At 73.1% G+C, this 19,963-nt stretch carries 19 protein-coding genes; 15 read left to right on the forward strand and 4 right to left on the reverse strand.

Annotation, left to right across the window (positions count from 1 at the left end; translation table 11 throughout):
* Positions 1–150: 150 nt before the first annotated feature.
* Positions 151–672, reverse strand: coding sequence for a MarR family winged helix-turn-helix transcriptional regulator (locus tag ACFWGJ_RS26745; protein ID WP_387329254.1), 522 nt, complete (start codon positions 670–672; stop codon positions 151–153).
* 340 nt (positions 673–1,012) lie between these two features.
* Here ACFWGJ_RS26745 and ribB point away from each other — a divergent pair, with 340 nt between their 5' ends.
* The 11 genes from ribB (at position 1,013) to ACFWGJ_RS26800 (ending at position 11,538) form a co-directional block, all read left to right on the forward strand.
* Positions 1,013–1,684, forward strand: coding sequence for a 3,4-dihydroxy-2-butanone-4-phosphate synthase (ribB, locus tag ACFWGJ_RS26750; protein WP_210881701.1), 672 nt, complete (start codon positions 1,013–1,015; stop codon positions 1,682–1,684).
* The gene (locus tag ACFWGJ_RS26755) at positions 1,681–2,949 is read left to right on the forward strand and encodes a 1-acyl-sn-glycerol-3-phosphate acyltransferase (RefSeq protein ID WP_387329256.1); all 1,269 of its coding nucleotides are present in this window, start codon (positions 1,681–1,683) and stop codon (positions 2,947–2,949) included. The genes ribB and ACFWGJ_RS26755 overlap by 4 nt, the downstream gene beginning before the upstream one ends.
* A gap of 8 nt (positions 2,950–2,957) precedes the next feature.
* Positions 2,958–3,680 carry a hypothetical protein gene (locus tag ACFWGJ_RS26760; RefSeq protein WP_387329259.1) on the forward strand — a complete coding sequence of 241 codons (723 nt, stop codon included), beginning with the start codon at positions 2,958–2,960 and terminating at the stop codon, positions 3,678–3,680.
* The gene (locus ACFWGJ_RS26765) at positions 3,677–4,441 is read left to right on the forward strand and encodes an SDR family NAD(P)-dependent oxidoreductase (RefSeq protein WP_107018104.1); all 765 of its coding nucleotides are present in this window, start codon (positions 3,677–3,679) and stop codon (positions 4,439–4,441) included. Before ACFWGJ_RS26760 ends, ACFWGJ_RS26765 begins: the two co-directional genes overlap by 4 nt.
* The gene (locus tag ACFWGJ_RS26770; protein ID WP_387329262.1) at positions 4,441–4,887 is read left to right on the forward strand and encodes an SRPBCC family protein; all 447 of its coding nucleotides are present in this window, start codon (positions 4,441–4,443) and stop codon (positions 4,885–4,887) included. The genes ACFWGJ_RS26765 and ACFWGJ_RS26770 overlap by 1 nt, the downstream gene beginning before the upstream one ends.
* Position 4,888: 1 nt before the next feature.
* Entirely contained in the window at positions 4,889–5,062 is a 174-nt protein-coding gene (locus ACFWGJ_RS26775) for a hypothetical protein (RefSeq protein ID WP_387329265.1), read from the forward strand.
* Positions 5,063–5,231: 169 nt separating this feature from the next.
* Entirely contained in the window at positions 5,232–6,242 is a 1,011-nt protein-coding gene (locus tag ACFWGJ_RS26780; protein WP_387329268.1) for a beta-ketoacyl-ACP synthase III, read from the forward strand.
* 94 nt (positions 6,243–6,336) lie between these two features.
* On the forward strand, positions 6,337–6,525 hold the full coding sequence (locus ACFWGJ_RS26785; protein WP_387329270.1) for a hypothetical protein: 189 nt from the start codon (positions 6,337–6,339) through the stop codon (positions 6,523–6,525).
* A 763-nt stretch (positions 6,526–7,288) separates the two neighbouring features.
* Positions 7,289–7,969, forward strand: coding sequence for a hypothetical protein (locus ACFWGJ_RS26790; RefSeq protein WP_387329273.1), 681 nt, complete (start codon positions 7,289–7,291; stop codon positions 7,967–7,969).
* A 642-nt stretch (positions 7,970–8,611) separates the two neighbouring features.
* The gene (locus ACFWGJ_RS26795) at positions 8,612–10,927 is read left to right on the forward strand and encodes an MMPL family transporter (protein ID WP_387329276.1); all 2,316 of its coding nucleotides are present in this window, start codon (positions 8,612–8,614) and stop codon (positions 10,925–10,927) included.
* Between the two features lie 176 nt (positions 10,928–11,103).
* Positions 11,104–11,538 carry a hypothetical protein gene (locus ACFWGJ_RS26800; RefSeq protein WP_381832796.1) on the forward strand — a complete coding sequence of 145 codons (435 nt, stop codon included), beginning with the start codon at positions 11,104–11,106 and terminating at the stop codon, positions 11,536–11,538.
* A gap of 75 nt (positions 11,539–11,613) precedes the next feature.
* Here the strand turns inward: ACFWGJ_RS26800 and ACFWGJ_RS26805 are convergent, their stop codons facing one another.
* The 3 genes from ACFWGJ_RS26805 to ACFWGJ_RS26815 all read right to left on the reverse strand — a co-directional run bounded on the left by ACFWGJ_RS26805 (position 11,614) and on the right by ACFWGJ_RS26815 (position 14,747).
* Positions 11,614–12,264, reverse strand: a complete 651-nt coding sequence (locus tag ACFWGJ_RS26805; RefSeq protein ID WP_387329279.1) for a hypothetical protein — start codon at positions 12,262–12,264, stop codon at positions 11,614–11,616.
* A 242-nt stretch (positions 12,265–12,506) separates the two neighbouring features.
* Positions 12,507–13,244 carry a GntR family transcriptional regulator gene (locus ACFWGJ_RS26810; RefSeq protein WP_387329282.1) on the reverse strand — a complete coding sequence of 246 codons (738 nt, stop codon included), beginning with the start codon at positions 13,242–13,244 and terminating at the stop codon, positions 12,507–12,509.
* Between the two features lie 144 nt (positions 13,245–13,388).
* Positions 13,389–14,747 (reverse strand): aspartate aminotransferase family protein, encoded by a 1,359-nt coding sequence (locus tag ACFWGJ_RS26815; RefSeq protein WP_387329285.1) that lies wholly within the window; start codon positions 14,745–14,747, stop codon positions 13,389–13,391.
* Between the two features lie 226 nt (positions 14,748–14,973).
* On the opposite strand from ACFWGJ_RS26815, the gene ACFWGJ_RS26820 reads away from it, so the two are divergent.
* The 4 genes from ACFWGJ_RS26820 (at position 14,974) to ACFWGJ_RS26835 (ending at position 19,860) form a co-directional block, all read left to right on the forward strand.
* Entirely contained in the window at positions 14,974–15,588 is a 615-nt protein-coding gene (locus ACFWGJ_RS26820; protein WP_387329288.1) for a DJ-1/PfpI family protein, read from the forward strand.
* The gene (locus ACFWGJ_RS26825; RefSeq protein ID WP_387329291.1) at positions 15,585–16,190 is read left to right on the forward strand and encodes a MarR family winged helix-turn-helix transcriptional regulator; all 606 of its coding nucleotides are present in this window, start codon (positions 15,585–15,587) and stop codon (positions 16,188–16,190) included. The genes ACFWGJ_RS26820 and ACFWGJ_RS26825 overlap by 4 nt, the downstream gene beginning before the upstream one ends.
* Before the next feature lie 79 nt (positions 16,191–16,269).
* Positions 16,270–18,357 carry a protein kinase gene (locus tag ACFWGJ_RS26830; RefSeq protein ID WP_387329294.1) on the forward strand — a complete coding sequence of 696 codons (2,088 nt, stop codon included), beginning with the start codon at positions 16,270–16,272 and terminating at the stop codon, positions 18,355–18,357.
* 57 nt (positions 18,358–18,414) lie between these two features.
* Complete coding sequence (locus ACFWGJ_RS26835) at positions 18,415–19,860, forward strand: M20/M25/M40 family metallo-hydrolase (RefSeq protein WP_387329297.1); 1,446 nt, start codon at positions 18,415–18,417, stop codon at positions 19,858–19,860.
* Positions 19,861–19,963: the final 103 nt, after the last annotated feature.

Below are 19,963 nucleotides of genomic sequence, written 5' to 3' on the forward strand. Positions count from 1 at the left end.
CGTCCCCGGCCTTCACGGCCGCGGCGAACTTCTCGGCGAGCGGCAGCGGCCGATCCCCGCACCGGCCGGCCGCCTCTCGTAACCGGTGCCGGCCGGCTACTTCTCGTACCCGGTGCCGGTCCGCTACTTCTCGTACCCGGTGCCGGTCCGCTACTTCTCGTACTCGAAGCGGGCCGCCAGTGCCGTCCCGCTGGGGGTGCCGCTGAGGATGCGGCGCAGGCCGCGGGTCATGACCGCCTGTTCCTCCAGGCTCAGACAGTCGGTGATCATCGCGTCGGTCTGGGTGTCGATGCCGCGCAGTACGGGGATGAGTTCCTGCCCCCGCGGGGTCAGCCGCAGATAGACGACCCGGCGGTCCACCTGGCCGGGCTCGCGGTCGATCAGGCTGCGCTTGGTCAGGGTGTCGACGATGCGGCTGGGGCTCCCGCTCTCGCACACGATCAGGCGGCCCACCTCGGCGAGCGTGAGCGGGGCGCGCTCGGCCAGTACCAGCAGGATCTCCGCCTGGGCCGGCGTCAGGTTGAAGGGCCTGAGCTGCGCGGTCATCTGCCGGGCCCCCTCGCGCTGCGCGGCCAGCAGGAGGTAGCGCAGTTCCGAGTCGTGCGCTGGTGGCTCGGCCGTGGCGGGCGCCCGGCTCAAGGTCGTGTCCGTGGCGGTCGGGGGGCTGGACATGGCGGCTCCAGGGGGTGCTGTGGGCGTGCTGTCGGTGGACGGCTGTGAACGCGCGGGTGATCACATCATTTCTCGATGATGCAGCATCCATGCCACATCATTCAATGCTACGTCATCGATATACGCCTTATCCGGCCCCGGTGGCTTGTCTCGGTCCATCCGGAAGGGCGGCTACCACTTTCATGGACACCCAGAATGGTGTTGCGACAACGATGCTGGGACATGCATGATGAGGCATCGGTGTTGAGACATCGATGACAAACCATCGATGTCGCGCCATCGAATCCTTGACCGGTGCACGACCTCACAGCTCAAGCCCACGTCAAGCAAAGGAACCGACATGACCGCGCAGATCCTTGAAGACGCTCCCGTCGCACTCGACGCCCCGATCGTTCTCGACGACGCGGCGGCGGCCGTGGCCGCCATCGCACGCGGGGAGCTCATCGTCGTCGTGGACGACGAGGACAGGGAGAACGAGGGAGACCTGATCGTGGCGGCGGAGTACGCCGACGCCGCGGCCATCAACTACATGATCACCCACGGCCGCGGTCTGGTCTGCGTCTCGGTGACCGAGGAGCAGGCCGCGAAGCTCAGCCTGCCCCCGATGGTCGAGCGCAACGAGGACCACCACGGCACCGCGTTCACCGTCAGCGTCGACGGCGGCCCGGAGCACGGCGTCACCACCGGTATATCGGCCCCCGACCGGGCCCGGACCATCGAGCTCATGCTGAACGGCACCGGCCAGGACCTGCGCCGGCCGGGCCACATCTTCCCCCTGGTGGCCCGTCCGGGCGGCGTCCTGGAGCGGCCCGGCCACACCGAGGCGGCCGTCGACCTCGCCCGCTTCGCCGGCCTCGCGCCCGCCGGCGTCATCGTGGAGATCATCCTTGAGGACGGGACGATGGCCCGCCTCCCCCAGCTCGTCCAGTTCGCCCGCCGCGAGGGCCTGGTCCTGACCAGCATCGAAAAGCTCCGGGAGTACGCCGCCGCCCGGACCGAGCAGGTGAAGTGAGCCGTATCCCCCGGTGGATGGCCGGTGCGTCGAACGCGGTCACCCGTCCCGCGGTCACGCACCGGTTCCTCGCCGGAGTGGAAGGGGTCCGGCACCTGCCGGCCGACCAGCCGTTCGTCCTGGTCGCCAACCACAGCAGTTTCGCCGACCACCTCGTCCTGGACGCCGTACTCGAAGCGCTGCGGGACACCCGTACCTCCTACCTCACGAAGGCCGAGGCCTTCGTCCACCCCGTACGCGGCCGGTGGACGCACGGCATGGGCGGCATCCCGGTCGACCGGGACCGCCCCGGCAAGGAACTGCTGGCCGCGGTGGACGGCGTCTTCGCGGACTCCGGTGCCCTCGTGGTCTACCCCGAGGGCACCCGCGGGACCGGCTGGCCCCTGCTGCCCTTCAAGGACGGTGCCTTCCGCTTCGCGGTCCGGGCCGGTGTGCCCGTCATACCGGTGGCGATGTGGGGAGCACAGCACGTCCTGCCCAAGGGGGCCAATGTGCCCCGCCGCGCCAAGGTCCGTGTCGTCTTCGGCCCCGCACTGCCCGACGACACCGCACTGCCGAGGCCCCAGCGCGTCAAGGCCCTGGTGGCGGCGGCACGCGGAGCGCTGGAGCCACTCGTGGAGACAGCGCGTACCGAACCCGGCCCGGCGCGGATCGGCCAGGCCTGTCTCGAACTGGTCCGGCGCGCCGAGACGGTCACGGAGACCATGCTCAGCCGCACCGACACCCTGCCCGCCGAGCGGCGCGTGCGGCAGGCGCGCCTCCTGCTCACCCTGGCCCGCCGCACCGATCCCGACAGGTTCGCCCGGCCCGACGACCCGGTGGCCGCCGACGCCCGCGTGCTGGCGGCCCGGCTCACCGGACTGCGCGCCCTGGACGCCCCGGCCGTACTGCGCCCCGCGATGCTGCGCGGCGTCCGGCGCGGCACCGAGGAGGTACTGAGAGAACACCCCGACCATCTGATGGCCCGATACCTGCTGGGCCGCTGGCATCTGCTGATGCCCCGGGCCCTGGGCGGCCGGCGCGAGGAAGCGCTGGAGCACCTGCGGCACGCGGCCCGCCTGGGCGCCCACGACACCCGGTACGCCATGGCGTACGCCGAGGCGCTGATCGCGGTCGGCCGCGCCGGCGAGGCGGCGGGACAGCTGCGTGACGTGCTCGCCGCCCCCGCACCCGACGTGCGGACGGCGGAGCGGCGGCGCCGGGCCGAGACCCAGTACCAGCAACTCGCCGGCGCCGGTGCCGGCCCCACGACCCCAAGGGGGTGAGCCCATCCATGAGTACATCAGCGTCGAGCATGTCGGCGCCGAGCACCTCGGCGTCCCTGAAGTGCGGCAACACCCTCGTGGTCTTCGACGGACCCCGCCGGCTCTCCTGGCGTACGTCCGTGTCCGGCGACTACACCCCGACAGCCCTGTGGCCCAGCCCGGCACAGGCGGCCGAGGTGCTGGACCACCTGCACGGCGGCGGCTGCCTGCTCGTCCTGCTCGAACAGGAACGCATCACCGTCCCCATGTACGCCGAGGAGGCCGACCGGCTGCCGCCCGACGTGGCGGACCGCGCGGAACTGACCAGTGACGGGGTGGTGAGCGAACTGCATCTGCCGGTCATGGACTGGCTGCCGCCCGCGCTGCGCGAACGCGGTCTGCGCTTCCTGGAGGACAGCGCGGGGCTGCTGCGGGGGAGTCCCGACCTGCTGCTGCCCCACCTGATCGTGGAGACACCGCCGTACCGGCCGCAGAACCTGCGGTTCGCCCGGCTGCGTACTCCCCGTCCCTTCTCCGAGGACCGCCTCGCACCGGTCACCGACCGGCTGTTCACCGCCGGTGTCCCCGGGATCCCGGGCATCCCCGGCGTCCCCGAGATCCCCGGCATGCCCGGCGCCGACGATGCCGCCGGCGTCCCCGACCCCGCAGCCACCGCCGACATCCCGGCCGCCGCCCTGTGCCCGGCCGGTACGGCGATGGCCGCGGCCCACACCTGGGAGAGCACGCCATGAGCAGTCCCGCTCCGACGGTCCCGCCTCCGGGCAGTCCGCTGAAGGGCCGAGTGGTGCTCCTGACCGGGGCGGGACGCGGCCTCGGTCTGCTGACCGCGCAGACGCTCCTCGACCAGGGCGCGGCGGTCGTCGCCAACCACCGTTCGCCCTCGGACGGCCTCGACCGCCTCGCCGACAAGCACAAGGACCGGCTCCGGCTCGTCCCCGGCGATGCGGCCACCGACGAGACGGCCGCTCTGCTGGCGGCCGAGGCCCGCAGGTTCGGCCGGCTCGACGTCCTCATCCACAACGCCGCGATCACCCGCGACCAGCCCCTGGTGCGCATGTCGATCGAGGACTGGGACGAGGTGCAGCGGGTCAATCTGCGGGGCGCCTTCCTGACCACCAAGTACGCGGTGAAGACGATGATGCGGGCGCGCTACGGCCGCATCATCTACATCTCCTCCATCACCGCGCTGACCGGGAACGCGGGCCAGGCGGCCTACTCCTCCTCCAAGGCGGGGCTGCACGGCCTGGCCATGACCGTCTCGCAGGAGTACGCCTCCTACAACATCCGCACCACCACCGTGGCCCCGGGCATCCTCGACACCGGTCTGGGGGCGGCCGTCGCCGGCCCGCAGCGGCGGCGGATGACCGACCGCTCGCTGCTCGGGATCGGCGAGGCGGGACAGACCGCCGAGACGATCGCCTTCCTCGCCTCCCCGGCCGCCGACTACATCAATGCCACGGTCATCCGCACCGACGGAGGAATGAGGTACTGATGAACGCCCACAGCAAAACACCCGCCGGCAACGGCCACTCCTCGCACATCCTGATCCCCGCACCGCTCGGGATCGTGCGGCAGATCCTGCTGGAACCCACCGCCCTGGCCGAGTGGAACCCCGCCTTCCTCTCGGTCACCGGCCCCTCGGAGGCACTCACCGGCCGCCGCTACCCGCTCGTCGCCCGTGGCGCCCTGCGCGGCCACTGGGAGTACGTCGGCATCGGCGACACCCTCGTCGAGGGCCGGTGGGAGGTGCCCGGCCTGGCCGAGACCAACAGCTGGAGCCTGCTGCCGCACGGCGAGGGCACCCACGTCACCCACTCCTTCACCCACCGTGGAGGCCTCGCCGCCCTGTTGCGGCCGGCCTTCGCCGGGGTCGCCGACCTCCGTCTGGACCGGCTGTCCGGGCGGGCCGCGCAACGCGCCCTGGCCCAGGTGTCCTGACATGGCTCCCGGCACAGCACCACCCGCTGCCGCGCCGCCGGCCGAGAACACGGCACGGGCCGTCCCGCCCGTGCCGGCCGCCCGCGCCGACTGCTGGGCGCGCCCCACTCCGCTGCATCTGGCCCGTCCGGACGGCGAGTACGCCGAGGACCACATCCTGCGTGGCCTCGACTGAACCGGCCGCCGAACCGGCCGCCCCCCATACGTGACGGGCCCGGCGAAAATCCCCCGCACCGGGCCCGTCACCTCCCCTTCCTCCTCCCGCTCCTCCGCCCCTTCCTCCTCCTCGTCCTCCTCCTTCACTTCCCACCCATGTCCTGATCGTCCGTCCAGGGAGACGCAACGTGTCCACACCCCTCGTACCGAGGCCTGCCGCGGGCCCCGCGTACGCCCGTGTCGTCGGCGTGGGCGGCTACCGGCCCTCCCGCGTGGTGCCCAACGCGGAGATCGCCCGCCGCATCGACTCCAGCGACGAGTGGATCCGCGAACGCTCGGGCATCGCCGAACGCCGCTGGGCCGCCGAGCAGGAGAGCGTGGCCCTCATGGGGGCCGCCGCCGCGGAGAAGGCGCTCGCACACGCCGGCGTCACCGCCGACCGGATCGGCTGTGTTCTGGTCGCCACCTCCACCCACTTCCGCCAACTGCCCGCCGTCGCCGCCGACATCGCCCACCGGGTCGGCACCGCGCAGGCCGCGGCCTTCGATCTCTCCGCGGCCTGCGCGGGCTTCACCCACGCCCTGGCGGTCGCCCACGACCTGGTACGCGGCGGCAGCGCCGAGTACGTCCTGGTGGTGGCGACCGAGCGGATGTCCGACCTGATCGACCACGACGACCGTGCCACCGCCTTCCTCTTCGGCGACGGCGCCGGAGCCGTCGTCGTCGGGCCCTGCGACACCCCGGCCATGGGCCCCGTGGTGTGGGGCGCCGACGGGTCGCAGGGCGGGGCCATCGACCAGAGCGCCTCCTGGCTCGCCCTGCGGGACGGCACACCGGCGCGCTTCCCGGCGCTGACCATGCAGGGCCAGACCGTGTTCCGCTGGGCCGTCTACGAGATGGCCCGGGTCGCCCGGCAGGCCCTGGACAGCGCCGGGCTGGACGCCGCCGACCTCGACGCCTTCATCCCGCACCAGGCGAACCTGCGCATCGTGGAGAGCCTCGCCACGACACTGCGGCTGCCCGCGCACGTGGCCGTCGCCCGCGACATCGTGCACACGGGGAACACCTCGGCGGCCTCCATCCCGCTGGCGATCGAGCACATGCTGGCCTCCGGGGCCGTCCGCAGCGGCGGCCTGGCCCTGACCATCGGCTTCGGCGCCGGACTCTCGTACGCCGCCCAGGTGATCACCCTGCCCTGACGGGCGGAACCGCGCCGCTCGTGTCCACGTACCCCCTACGCGTCCGTACCTGTCCGTAGCCGTAGCCGTATCCGTATCTGGAGTTGACATGATCATGATTGATGCATCCGTCGCGCCGTACACAGCGGGTACCGAGGGGCGGCGGGCGGCCGTCGCGCACCATGAGGGCGTTTCCGCGGGCGGGGGCGAGTCCGGCGCCGTGGCCGCTGTCCGCCCGGAGCCGGAAGGGGCGGATCTCACCACCGTCTTCGACATCATGGGCCGCATCTTCAGCGCGGTCTGACGCCGCATCTTCAGCGTGGTCTGACCCGGCGGCCAGGGCTTCACGGGCTGGGGCGGCTGATGGTGACAACGCTGTCGCCATCGTTATCGCCATCGTTGTCACGGCGGCCGACGCGGCCTCGCCCCACTGGCCGGTTTCGGTCAACTTGTGAGACGTCTGTGGGGAGCGGCGGCTCGCGCAGAGGCCCGGTAATGCGCAGAAAGCCCAGTTCGCGGGAGGCCCGGGGCTCCGGCGGCCGGACCGAAACCCCTTTCCCCGGCCGCGGGCGCGCGGCGGGGCCGAACCGGCCGCTGACGCATTCCGGACCCTGCCGGCCGGCCGTTCGGAGCCAGGGGTGTGAACCGTGTCCCCAGCGCGCAGAGGGACTTCTAGCGTCGCGGCGCGCATCCTTCCGCTCCACCGGTCGAGTGCTCAGTGAGACCCAGTGACGATGGAGGACACCTCCCCGTGAAACCGGCCGTCGCCCGCCCCGGCGATCCGTACTGCTTCTTGCGCACAGCCGTCCGCCCCTCGCGCCGGCCGGGGCGTCCGTGTCCCGTGCCGCGGACATCGCAGCGGGCACGGCACCGGACGCTGTTACGGGCCCGGGGCAAGGAGGGCTGCCGGACGGGGCCGCGTTCCGTGGGCCCGGAGCCCGCGAGACCGGAGCGCTTCGGCTGCCACTGCCTCACAGGGCCGGTGCGTCCCGCCGGGCGGGCTGCCGGGGGCCGCGCCGGAAGCCCGGTACGGCTGGTCCGGCGGCCGTCCTCTCGTCCTGCCGCCGATGAGTGAGCGCACCGGTCCGCGCGCGGCGGGCAGGACGTCACCACCGGTCGGGAGCGTCGCCCGCCATGTGGCCGAGTTCGCCGGTGGTGGCGTTCACCACGAGGTGCCCGAGGTGCCTGAGGTGCCTGGAGCGGCTGGGGTGCAGCGTCCGCCCGCGCTTCCGGAGCCGCCGCGCACGATTCCGCCGCAGCGGTACTACGCGCTGATCGTCGAACGCATCAGCGTCCTCGCCGCGCTGGGCTTCAACGCCCCGACGATCGCCCAGGCGCTGGGGCACGAGGGCTACACCATGGCGCCGGGCCGCAGTGACCCGATCAGCCTCACCACCGTGCGCCGGCTGCTGCGCGAGAACACGTCCGCGTCCCGTCGCCGGCCCGCCGCCGTACGCGGTGAGGGGCTGGCGGCGCATGAGTGGTGGCTGCAGGATCTGGCCGCTGAGCTGTCCATGCCGTCCATCACCTTGTACGGCTGGGCCCGCCGCGGCTGGGTGACCGTGGTACGCAAGGAGACCCGTCCCCCGTACCGGCTCGTCCTCCAGGCGGACCCCGCCGACACCGCCCGCCTGCGGGCCCGCCGCCTGAACACCGACGGGGAGGGGCTGCCCGCCGGCCCGGCCCCGCTCCCGCGGCGGCGCGGGGGTGCGCCGCAGTGCTCGGATCCCGGTGCGGTGGTCCGCTGAGCGGGGGCGGACAGGCGGCGCCCTGCGCCCCGTCAGGGGCGCGGGGCGCTGCGCGACCAGCCACGACGCACCCGCGGGGGGCCAAGGCCGCCGGGGCCGCCTACGACGGGCCGGGGCAGGTTCGGTTTGGTCGTCGACTGCGGCTGAGTGGGGGCGGGCCGCGCAGTTCCCCGCGCCCCTGACGGGCCGGGGGCCCGCAGGCAACCGCGGGGCCGCGCTCCTGACGGGCCGGGGCCCGCAGGCAGCCACGGCGGCCGCGCTCCTGACGGGCCGGGGCCCGCAGGCGACCACGGGGGCTGCGCCCCTGACGGGCCGGAGCCCGCAGGCGACCACGGGGCCGTGCCCCTGACGGCCGAGAGCCCGCAGGCAACCGCGGGGCCGTGCCCCTGACGGGCCGAGAGCCCGCAGGCAACCGCGGGGGCTGCGCCCCTGACGGGCCAGGCCCCCACCCCGTCGCACAACCCCCCGATTCCAGCCTCCCGATGGCGCATTCCTTGATGACCCTTTCAAAGATGTTGCGTCATCGATGTCACGGCATGCATGATGAGTCATCGATAACGCAACATTGATGTCCCGTCATGGAATGTCGTCGGACGGCCCGCCCGCCCTCGCGAGCCGCGGACCCCGATCCCAGGAGTAGAAGTGAAGAAAATCGCCCAACTCGCCGTCGCACGGCCCAAAGCCGTGATCGCCGCCTGGCTGCTGCTGCTCGCCCTGGCCGTCCCCTTCGCGCTCCAGCTGGAGGGTGCGCTGAAGACGGGCGGCTTCTCCGACCCCCGGGGTGAGTCCGTCAAGGCCCAGCGCACCCTGGAGCGCGCGTTCGACGAGGCCCCCAACTCCCTGCTCGTCGTCCTGCACAGCAAGAACGGATCCGTCGAGGACGCCGTCGCGCCGGCCCGCGAGGCGGTGCGGCGCGACGGCGTCTCCGCCGTCACCGACCGCGCCACCCACCCGGAGTGGCTGTCGAAGGACGGCCGCACGACCTTCATCCAGGTGGGCTTCACCAGCGACAACACCACCGTGCAGAACCTCGTACCGGATCTGCAGGACGACGTGCGGGACGCCGTCGGCTCCGGCGTCCAGGCCGACGTCACCGGCGCTCCCGCCCTGGACTACGCGCTGAACGTGCACTCCAAGGAGGACGTCACCCGCGCCGAGATGATCGCCTTCCCGGTCCTGTTCGTCGTCCTGCTGCTGGTCTTCCGGTCCGTGGCCGCGATGGTCGTCCCGCTGCTCATGGCGGGCGTGACCCTGATGCTCACCCAGTCCATCGGCTACGGGATGACGCAGTTCACGGACGTCAACAGCCTGTTCACCAACATCGTGTCCATGGTCGGCCTGGCCGTCGCCGTCGACTACTCGCTCTTCATCGTCAAGCGCTTCCGTGAGGAACTCGCGGAGGGGCGCGCCGTGGACGACGCCCTGGACCGCACCATGCGTACCGTCGGCCACTCCGTGCTCTTCAGCGGCCTCGCCGTCGTGGTCGCCCTCTCGGCGCTCTTCATCCCCCGCGCCATGTCCTTCACCAGCATCGCCCTGGGCGGGGTGGCCGTCTCCCTGGTCGCCGTGGCCATCGCCGTGACCCTGCTCCCCGCCGTACTGAGCCTGCTGGGCGACCGCATCAACTGGGGCACCCTCCGCAGCCGGAAGAACGCGCGCAAGAACGCCACCGAGAAGGCCACCGAGAAGGCCGGTGACGACGCCGGCAGCTCCGCCGCGACCGGCGGACGCACCGGCGGACGCTTCTCCGGGCGTCCCGGGCTCGTCCTGGCCGGCCTCGTCGTCGTGTTCGCCGCGCTCGCCGCCCCCGCCGCCCAGCTGACCCTGCGCGTCCCCGTCGCCAGCGCGGACATCCTGCCCTCCGACGACAGCGCCCGCATCGGCATGGAGCGCATCAAGCAGGACATCGGCGTACGCGAGATGTTCCCCGTCCAGGTCGTGCTCAGCGCCGACCGCGACCAGGCCGACGCCCTGCTCAGGAGCACCACGGAGGTCGCCTCCTACGCGAGGACCGCGCCCGGCGCCGACAAGGTCCAGGCCGTCACGTCCCTCGGCCTGCCCGCCGCGTCCCTCCCCAAGACCCTGGCCGACCCCTCGGGCCTGGGCGCCGCCGAACGCGCCGCGCTCGGCCAGTTGTGGACGCTCGACGGAGACCGCCTGGTCACCCGGGTCGTCGTCACCCCCGGCGCCGACCCCGACAGCTCCGCCGCGCACCACCTGGTCGACGATCTGCGTGACCACCTCACGGACCGCGCCGACTCCGCCGTCACCGTCCGCCTGGCCGGAGCCACCGCCACCGGCTCCGACTTCGACGACCTGGTGCTGCGCTCGGTGCCCCTGGTGGTCGCCTCCGTCGCCCTGCTCAGCTTCCTGATCCTGCTGTTCGCCTTCCGGTCCGTCCTGCTGCCGCTGCTGGCCCTGGCCTTCAACATCGCCGTGGTCGGTGCGAGCCTCGGCTTCCTCGCCCTGGTCAGCGGGAACGACGACCACTCGATCAACAGCGTCACCCCGCTGATGCTGTTCGCGGTGATGTTCGGGCTGAGCATGGACTACATGGTGATCATGATCTCCCGGATGCGGGAGAGCTACCTGGGCGGCCTCTCGCACCGCGAGTCGGTCCTGGGCGGCCTGGCCCGTACCGCCGGTCTCGTCAACGGCGCCGCGGCGATCATGGTGGCGGTCTTCGCCTCCTTCACCAGCGCGCAGATCAGCATCGTCCGTGAGCTGGGCATCAGCCTCGCCGTCGCCGTGGTCCTGGACGCGCTCGTCATCCGGCGCCTGGTCATGCCGGCCACGCTCCTGCTGGTCGGCGACCGCATCTGGGGCCGCCACCGCCGCACCGCGCCGCGGGCCGCCGCCCCGGAGCAGGCCGCGGCCCTGCGACCGGCCTCCGCCACGGACGACGAAGGGGCCGACACGGGCGAACACCTCCCGCTGGCCGAACCCACCCTGCGCTGACCGAACCCACTCCGCCCGCCCCAACCTCCCGCACCCGCTGCGCCGTTCGTCTCGCCTCCCCGGGCCGACGGCGCAGCGGTGCGTGCGCCACCCGGCAGGACATCGGCAGGACACCACCAGGACACCCCTGCTCCAGAGGACAGGACATCCCTCCCCACGAGAGGCAGCCCCACCTGATGAGCACAGCCCTGCACCACCCCGACCTCGCCGCCCTCGGCACACCGACCGACGACCCGTACGACGAGTACGACGCGCACGGCACGTACGACGTGCACGGCACGTACGACGCACGCGACGACGAGATCTTCCGGCGCGGTGCGCTGCTGATCGCCCGTCACGGGTGGTGCCAGGGGCAGGGCCTGCTGTACGTCGGAGCCCCGCACGCCCCGCAGGCGGCCAGCCTGGTCGGAGCGCTCGCCTGGGCCGTGACCGGCGACGCGGAGTCCTGCGGGCCGCGGGTACGCGAGGCCCTGGCCACCGTGCGCCGACGGCTGGACCCCGCGGGCAGCGCCCTGTTCAGCGACTGGGAGCTGCTGTGCGCCTGGAACGACGCCCCGGCCCGCACCCGCGACGAGACCGTCGCCCTGCTGCTGGGTTCTGCCCGGCCATGAACAGCCATGAACGGCCAGGTACGGGAGGTACGGGGGTACGGGAGGTGCGGGGAACCGGCCTTTCCGGGCCGGACCCTAGCTGAAGATGATCATCGAGCCCTGGGCCAGGCTCCGGGTGGCCGCCGCGTGCAGGCCCAGCCAGACGTGGCGCTCCCGGGCGAACGGGCTCGCGTCGAAGGGGGCCGGGGCGGCCGGCTCCTCCAACTCCGTCGGTGCCATCGGAGGTTGCGGCGGCACCGGCGGGTTGGCGGGGTCGATGCCGATCGACGGCGCGACCAGCTCCAGCTCGCGCAGCAGCATCTGGGAGGAGCCCAACGGGCCGCCTCCCGCGAGGAGTTCGTCGCTCGACAGCGGGTGCGGGAAGTCCACCGGGACGTACGCGCCCGCGTGGTCGTAGTGCCAGACCAGGTGGGACTGCTGGGCCGTCGTGTCGAACATCTCCAGCAGCTGCTCGTAGTCGCCGCCCAGTTCGCCGACCGGTGTCACCGGCAGCTGGCACACCTGCAACAGGTACGCGCGGCGCAGGAAGTGCAGCGCGTCGTAGTCGAAGCCCGCGACCGGCGCCACATCGCCGGAGAGGCCCGGCATGTACGCGTACACCGGTACCGGCGGTAGTCCGGCCTCGCCCAGCACCTTGTCGTAGAGGGCGAGTTCCTCGGCGAAGGGGTTATCGGGGGTGTGGCACAACACGTCGACGAGCGGGACCAGCCACAGGTCACAGGCCAACTGAGAGCTCCTCGTTCAGCACGGTGGTCAAGGCAGCGTAATGGGTGAAGGCACGGTAGGTCCCCTTCGTGCGGGTCGGATACCCCACACCGGCCGGACCGCCACCGAACTCGCCACCGGCCCAGAGTTCCCGGCCCTCGCTCCGGCGGGCTTCCGGCCTCGCGTCGACAAGCTCCCGGCCACGCGCCGACAAGCTCCCGGCCCTCGCGCCGATGAGCTCCCGGCCCCCGCCCCGGCGGCGCTCAGCCCTGCGCCAGCAGTTCGATGAGCGCCAGCGAGTGGGTGTTGTACGCCGCGACGATCGCGTGCGCCGCCGGGGCGTCCCGGCGCGTGAGGGCGTCCACCAGTTCCGTGTGCTCGGCCCACAGATGGCCGCGCAGATCGTCGATCCGGCGCAGGTGCTGGACCGCGCACACCCAGGACTGGACGCGCAGCCGGTGCAGGAAGTCGGCGAGGTACGGGTTGCCGAACAGGCTGCTCAGCTCGCGCCAGAAGCGCAGGTCGTAGCCGATGAGGACGTTCAGGTCGCCCGCGGCGGCGGCCCGCTGCGCCTCCTCGCCGCGGCGGCGCACCGCGGCGAGCGCGGCGGCCGTGCGCGGATCGTCGGAGCGGGTGGCGAGCGCGGCGAGGGCGCCCCGGGTGGTGGTGGCCGACGCGTCGAGCAGCCCGTGGAAGATGCTCTCCGTGACGAGGCTGCGGGCCTCGATCATGCCCCGGTAGTCGTTCAGCGAGTACTCGTGGACGCGGAACCCGCGGTGCTGGTCCGCGTCCAGGAGGCCCTGCGCCGACAGGTCGACCAGGGCCTCGCGGACAGGGGTCGCGGAGACGCCGTACTGCTCGGCGATCTCCTTGACGGTGAACTCCTTGCCCGGCTGGAGGCGGCCGGCGAGCACCTCGTCGCGCAGCGCGTCGGCGATCTGCTGCCGCAGGGTGCTGCGGGTGACGGCCCCATTGCCGCCGCCACTGCCGGTGCCGCGCATCGTCCGGGTCCTTCCCCCATCGAATAAGTACTCGCCCATGTCTACGAGCCAGTCACCTTACGCGTTCGATGTCGGGCCACCCGGATTGCGGGAGTCCTGCGTCACACCCTGAGTCACACCCGGCTGCGCGGCCGTGCCGCGCCCTTACCGGGCCGTGTGCTCGTCCGCCACGGAGAGGGCTTCGTCGAGCGCGGCCAGACCCTCCTTGGCCTCCGCCTCCGTGATGTTGCACGGGGGCACGACATGGGTGCGGTTCATGTTGATGAAGGGCCACAGTCCGTGGGCCTTGGCCGCCGCGCCGAAGGCCGCCATGGGGGCGTTGGCCTCGCCCTGCGGGTTGTAGGGGACGAGGGGCTCGCGGGTCTCCTTGTCCCGTACGAGTTCCAGGGCCCAGAAGACTCCGGTGCCGCGCACCTCGCCGACGCTCGGGTGGCGCTCCGCCAGCTCGCGCAGCCCGGGGCCGAGGACGCTCTCGCCGATCCGGGCGGCCTGCTCGACGACGCCCTCCTCCTCCATCACGTTCAGGGTCGCGACGGCGGCGGCGCAGGCGAGCGGATGCCCGGAGTAGGTGAGCCCGCCGGGGTAGGGGCGCCGGGCGAAGGTGTCGGCGATCTCCCCGGAGATGGCGACTCCGCCGAGCGGCACGTACCCCGAGTTCACGCCCTTGGCGAAGGTCAGCAGGTCCGGTACGACACCGGTGTGGTCGGCGGCGAACCACCTGCCCGTGCGTCCGAAGCCGGCCATGACCTCGTCCAGGACGAAGACGATGCCGTACTGGTCGCAGAGCGCGCGGACGCCCTCCAGATAGCCGGGCGGCGGGATCATGATGCCCGCGGTGCCCGGGATCGTCTCCAGGATGATCGCGGCGATGGTGGCCGGGCCCTCGAACGCGATGGTGTCGGCGAGGTGCTGCAGCGCGCGCTCGCACTCCTGCTGCTCGGTCTCGGCGTGGAAGGGGGAGCGGTAGAGGAAGGGCGCCCAGAAGCGCACGACCCCGGCCGTCCCGCTGTCGTTCGGCCAGCGGCGCGGGTCGCCGGTGAGGTTGATCGCGGCGGCGGTGGCCCCGTGGTAGGAGCGGTAGGCGCTCAGCACCTTCGGGCGGCCGGTGTGCAGCTTGGCCATCCGGGTGGCGTTCTCGACGGCCTCGGCGCCGCCGTTGGTGAAGAAGATCTTGTCCAGGTCGCCCGGCGTCCGCTGCGCGATCAGCCGTGCCGCCTCCGAGCGGGCCTCGACGGCGAACGCGGGGGCGAAGGTGGCCAGCTTCCCGGCCTGCTCCTGGATCGCGGCGACGACCTTCGGGTGCTGGTAGCCGATGTTCGTGAAGACGAGCCCGCTGGTGAAGTCGAGATACCGCTTGCCGTCGTAGTCCCAGAAGTAGGACCCCTCCGCACCGGCGACGGCGAGCGGGTCGATGAGCTCCTGCGCTGACCAGGAGTGGAACACGTGCGCACGGTCCGCGGCCTTCACGGCGGCGCCGGCCTGGGGGTTGGGCTGAGGGGTCATGCGCCCGAGGTTAGGCGGCGCGGCCACGGGCGCGACATCGGCGTCCTGTCTGCGGTGCGGCCGGGAAAGCGACAGGTTGTCGTGTGTGGGGAGGTCCCGGCGGGCGTTCGGCGGGCTTTCGACGGGCGTTCGGCGAGGCGAGAGGAATAGATTGACAGCATGCTGTCGTAATGACAGCATGCTGACATACCCCCTGAGTAAGTGACCGAGCGCCCGAGGAGAAGCCATGACCCGCGATGCCGCCCGCAAGCCCGTGTATCTCGCCGTCTACGACACGCTCGCCGACTGGGAGACCGGTCACACGACCGCGTATCTCGCCCGCGCCGGCCACGAGATCCGAACGGTCGCCCTGTCCGGCGACCCCGTGCGGTCCGTCGGCGGACTGCGCGTCCAGCCGGACGTGACGCTCGACGCCGTACGCCCCGAGGACGCCGCGCTGCTGATCCTGCCGGGCGCCGACCTCTGGGACACGGGCGACGCACTGGCCCCGTTCGCCCGTGCGGCGCGGGAGTTCCTGGCGGCCGGCGTGCCGGTCGCCGCGATCTGCGGGGCCACCGCGGGGCTCGCCCGCGAGGGCCTGCTCGACGACCGCGCGCACACCGGCGCCGTGTCCTTCTACCTGGCCGCCACCGGCTACGCGGGCGGCGACCGGTACGTGGACGCCGACGCCGTGACGGACCGCGGACTCGTCACCGCCGGACCCACCGAGCCCGTCGCGTTCGCGCGGGAGGTGTTCGCCCTGCTCGGCGTGTACGAGCCGGAGGTGCTCGACGCCTGGTACCGGCTCTTCCACGATTCGGACGCGCAGGCGTACGACATCCTTGCGGCGGCCGGGCAGTGAGCGCGGCGGGCGAGGACGGCGAGGGGCGCCAGGACCTGTTCAGCCGGAGCGCGCTCGCGGTCTTCCGGCTGAACGGCCAGTACCTGGGCGTCGCCGAGGAACTGGCCGGGCCGGCCGGGCTCACCGCAGCCCGGTGGCAGGTGCTCGGCGCCGTCCTGCGGGAACCCCTGCCCGTCTCGGGGATCGCCCGGGCCATGGGCATCACCCGGCAGAGCGTGCAGCGGATCGCCGACCTGCTGGTGGAGCGGGGGCTCGCCGAGTACGTACCCAATCCCGCCCACCGCCGCGCCAAACTGCTCCGGCCGACCGGCGAGGGCTTCGAGGCCGTCCGGCGGATCGGCCCCGCCCACGCGGCCTTCGCGGACCGGCTCGCCGAGACCCTGGGGGAGGAGGGGCTGGCCGAGACCGTACGGGTGCTGGAACGGCTGATCGGGGCGATGGAGACGGTCACGGGGGCGCCCGCGGAACCGGCCACGCGAGCGGTTACGGGGACAGCCGCGGAAGCGGGTACGGGAACGGCCGCGGAAGCGGGTACGGGAACGGCCGCGGAAGCAGGCGCCGGACCGGCCGCGGAACCCGTACCTCCCGTTACGGAACCGTAGACACCGCCCCTGCCGTGTCCCCGTTCCGCCGCACTATCCTCGTCGCTGTCGCACATGTACGGGGGAGGGCGGCGTTTCGATGGAGAAGCTCGGACCTGCGGATCCGCACCGCATCGGCGCGTACCGGCTGCTGGCGCGACTGGGCGCGGGCGGTATGGGCCAGGTGTATCTGGCGCGCTCCGACCGCGGACGGACCGTCGCGGTCAAACTCGTCCGCCAGGAACTCGCCGAACAGGAGGAGTTCCGCGCCCGTTTCCGCCAGGAGGTGCGGGCGGCCCGGCGCGTGGGCGGTTACTGGACGGCGCCGGTGCTCGACGCGGACACCGAGGCGGCCGTCCCGTGGGTCGCCACCGGCTATGTGGCGGGGCCCTCGCTCCAGGAGGTCGTCGGCCACGACCACGGCGCGCTGCCGGAACGTTCCGTACGGATCCTCGCCGCCGGCCTCGCGCACGCGCTCCAGGACATCCACACGGCCGGACTGATCCACCGCGACCTCAAGCCGTCGAACGTCCTCGTCACCATCGACGGCCCGCGCGTCATCGACTTCGGTATCGCCCGCGCCCTGGAGACGGTCACCGACGGCGGCCTGACCCGCACCGGCGCACTCGTCGGCTCGCCCGGCTTCATGGCCCCCGAGCAGGTCCGCGGCGACCGGGTCACGCCCGCGTGCGACGTCTTCTGCCTGGGCTCGGTCCTGTCGTACGCGGCCACGGGCGTCCTGCCCTTCGGCGCGGCCAACAGCGGGGTGCACGCCCTGATGTTCCGTATCGCCCAGGAGGAGCCGGACCTGGAAGGGGTGCCGGAGGGCATCGCCGACCTCGTCCGCCAGTGCCTGCGCAAGGACCCCGCCTCCCGGCCGACGCTGGACGACATCCTGGAACGCACGGGGGCGGAGGACACCGTCGCGGACGGCCGCAGCCGCGACCCCTGGCTGCCGGGGATGCTCGTGGCCCAACTCGGCCGCCACGCCGTGCAGTTGCTGGACTCGGAGGATCCGGACGTCTCGGCCCGTCCGGCGTCCGGCGACGAGGCCGCGCAGACCGGGTCCGCAGGCGCGGGGGCGGTGAGGAGCGACGCGGACGGCGCGGACGAGGAAGCCCCGCACCCGCCGCCCGCACAGACGCCCTCACCCGCCCGGACGCCCCCGTCCGCCCCGGCTGCGGCCCCCGTACCCGCTCCCACGGCTTCCCCGGAGCACGCCCCCACGCCCGACGCCTCCGCCCTGCCCGTCCCGGAGCCGCCGGCGGGCGCCCCCGCCGACCACCTCCCGACGATGACCGCGGACGGGCCCTCGGCGCCGCCGCCGGCCGCCCCGCCCGCGCACACCCCGGCCCCGGGCCCCGTCCACCCGGCCTACGGCTACCCCCAGCAGCACCCCCAGCCCGCCGCCGGCTACGGCTACCCGCACCAGCAACAGCAGCAGCCCGGCGCCTGGTCGGCGCCCCCCGGCGGCTACGCGAACCACAACGGCTATGCGGACGGCCCGGGTTCGACGCCTCCGTACGGACCCACCTCCCCGTACGGCCCGACGCCTCCTTACGGCCCGACGCCTCCGTACGGACCGGGCTTCGCGCCGCAGCCGGAGCCGCCGCGCAGGAACGCCCGCTCCACCGCCGTGCTGATCGTGGTGGCGCTGGTCGTCGCGCTCGGCGCGGGCGCGTCCGTGTACGCGCTGATGAAGGGCGACGGGGACGGCCGGGCGGGCGGCGACCCCGGCGCGTCCCGGACGAAGGCCGCGCCCACCACCCCCGGCCCGTCCAGCGGGAAGCCCTCCCCCCAGCCGTCCGGTTCGGGGGAGGAGACGCCGGCGGACGGCGCGATCCCCACCGAGTACCTCGGCACCTGGACCGCGACCATCGACAACGCCACGGGCCGCAACACCCGCCAACTCACCATCCGGCAGGGCGAGGTGGGTGCAACGGTCCTCTCCCTCACGGCGGACGGACCGGCGGACGGCGGCACGTACCACTGTGTGTTCCGGGCGGCGCTCACCGAGGCCCCGGGCGACGGTGACCCTCTGCGGATCGGCCCGTCCGAGGTCACCGTCGGCGAACCGGCCACGTCCTGCTCGCCGGGCGCGGCAACGGAGTTGACCCTCCTGCCGGACGGCCGGCTGCGCCGGGTGAACGCGAGCAACGGTGACGCGCTGACGTACACGAAGCAGTAGGCGACGCGGGGTGCTGCCCCCTTGCCCGTTATTGACGCGTACACAACCATTCCCTGCATGCGACCTGTGAGCCCGAGCAGAAGAACTGTCCTGGCCGCCACGGCGGCAGCCGGAGCCGCCGCGGCGGCCACGGCGACGACGGGTGCGGCGTCGGCGGGTGCGGTGCCGGCGTCGGCGTCGGCGGCCGAGAAGCCGGACGCGGGTACCCGCCCGCCGGCCACCGCCCAGCCCCCCACCCCCGAACTCCGCTCCCTGTTACGGGAGATCGACCCCGCCCGCATCGAGGCGACCGTCCGCACACTCGTCTCCTTCGGCACCAGGCACACGCTCTCCGCCCAGGACGACCCGGTACGCGGGATCGGCGCGGCCCGCGACTGGATCCTGGCGCAGCTGCGCTCGTACGCCGCCACGTCCGGCGGCCGGATGACGGCCGAACTCCAGTCGTACGTCCAGGAACCCGCGTCCCGCATCCCCACCGCCACCCGCATCACGAACGTCCTCGCGACCCTGCGCGGCGCGGTCACCCCGGAGCGGGTGTACGTCGTCTCGGGGCACTACGACTCCCGCGTCACCGACGTCATGGACGCCACCTCGGACGCACCGGGCGCCGACGACGACGCCTCGGGGGTGGCCGTGGCGATGGAACTGGCCCGGGTCATGGCGAGGCGCCGCCCCGCCTCCACGATCGTCTTCGCGGCGGTGGCGGGGGAGGAGCAGGGCCTGTACGGGGCCGCGCACATGGCGTCGCGTTTCAAGGCGGCGGGCACGGACGTGCAGGCCATGTTCACCAACGACATCGTGGGCGCGTCGAGGGCGGACGACGGTACGAGCGATCTTTACACGATCCGGCTCTTCGCGGAGGGCGTGCCGACGTCGGAGACGCCCGAACAGGCGGCCACGCGCCGCTCGGTGGGCGGCGAGAACGACTCGCCGTCGCGGCAGCTGGCCCGTTTCGTGCGGGACACGGCGGACAATCCGGCGACGGGGATGCGGGTACGGGTCGTCCACCGGCGCGACCGCTACCGCCGGGGCGGCGACCACATCCCCTTCCTCGAACAGGGGTACCCGGCGGCGCGGTTCACCGAGCCCGCCGAGGACTTCGCGCATCAGCACCAGGACGTGCGGGTCGAGGACGGCAAGCAGTACGGGGACCTGCCGGAGTTCTGCGACTTCCCGTTCGTCGCGCGGGTCGCCCGGGTCAACGCGGCGGCGCTGTGGACGCTCGCGCAGGCGCCGGGGACGCCGCGGGAGGCGCGGATCCTGACCGCCGCGCTCACGAACTCCACGCAGTTGGTGTGGGCGCGGGGGGTCGAGCCGGACCTCGCGGGCTATGAGGTGGTGTGGCGGGAGACCACGGCGCCTGAGTGGACGCACGTGATCCCGGTCGGGGACGTCACGTCCCACGAGGTGGATCTGTCCAAGGACAACGTCTTCTTCGGCGTACGAGCGGTGAACAGAGCGGGCCACAAAAGCCCGGTGGCGTTCCCGTCCCCCCAGGCTTGACGCTTTCCCTCGCCCCCGCCGCCCCTACCCGTTCCCGTCCATGCATGGGGCTGCGCCCCTCGCCCCCGTATCGCGCTGCGCGCTCGTCCTCAAACGCCGGACG

Origin of the sequence: Streptomyces sp. NPDC060205 (assembly GCF_042728395.1) — a bacterium.
Lineage (GTDB): Bacteria > Actinomycetota > Actinomycetes > Streptomycetales > Streptomycetaceae > Streptomyces.

What these genes read in the sequence shown, in the direction of transcription:
- ACFWGJ_RS26745 (WP_387329254.1), bottom strand. Translation starts at nt 672, where the DNA reads ATGTCCAGCCCCCCGACCGCCACGGACACGACCTTGAGCCGGGCGCCC.
- ribB (WP_210881701.1), top strand. Translation starts at nt 1,013, where the DNA reads ATGACCGCGCAGATCCTTGAAGACGCTCCCGTCGCACTCGACGCCCCG.
- ACFWGJ_RS26760 (WP_387329259.1), top strand. Translation starts at nt 2,958, where the DNA reads ATGAGTACATCAGCGTCGAGCATGTCGGCGCCGAGCACCTCGGCGTCC.
- ACFWGJ_RS26765 (WP_107018104.1), top strand. Translation starts at nt 3,677, where the DNA reads ATGAGCAGTCCCGCTCCGACGGTCCCGCCTCCGGGCAGTCCGCTGAAG.
- ACFWGJ_RS26770 (WP_387329262.1), top strand. Translation starts at nt 4,441, where the DNA reads ATGAACGCCCACAGCAAAACACCCGCCGGCAACGGCCACTCCTCGCAC.
- ACFWGJ_RS26775 (WP_387329265.1), top strand. Translation starts at nt 4,889, where the DNA reads ATGGCTCCCGGCACAGCACCACCCGCTGCCGCGCCGCCGGCCGAGAAC.
- ACFWGJ_RS26785 (WP_387329270.1), top strand. Translation starts at nt 6,337, where the DNA reads ATGATTGATGCATCCGTCGCGCCGTACACAGCGGGTACCGAGGGGCGG.
- ACFWGJ_RS26790 (WP_387329273.1), top strand. Translation starts at nt 7,289, where the DNA reads ATGAGTGAGCGCACCGGTCCGCGCGCGGCGGGCAGGACGTCACCACCG.
- ACFWGJ_RS26800 (WP_381832796.1), top strand. Translation starts at nt 11,104, where the DNA reads ATGAGCACAGCCCTGCACCACCCCGACCTCGCCGCCCTCGGCACACCG.
- ACFWGJ_RS26810 (WP_387329282.1), bottom strand. Translation starts at nt 13,244, where the DNA reads ATGCGCGGCACCGGCAGTGGCGGCGGCAATGGGGCCGTCACCCGCAGC.
- ACFWGJ_RS26815 (WP_387329285.1), bottom strand. Translation starts at nt 14,747, where the DNA reads ATGACCCCTCAGCCCAACCCCCAGGCCGGCGCCGCCGTGAAGGCCGCG.
- ACFWGJ_RS26820 (WP_387329288.1), top strand. Translation starts at nt 14,974, where the DNA reads ATGACCCGCGATGCCGCCCGCAAGCCCGTGTATCTCGCCGTCTACGAC.
- ACFWGJ_RS26830 (WP_387329294.1), top strand. Translation starts at nt 16,270, where the DNA reads ATGGAGAAGCTCGGACCTGCGGATCCGCACCGCATCGGCGCGTACCGG.
- ACFWGJ_RS26835 (WP_387329297.1), top strand. Translation starts at nt 18,415, where the DNA reads ATGCGACCTGTGAGCCCGAGCAGAAGAACTGTCCTGGCCGCCACGGCG.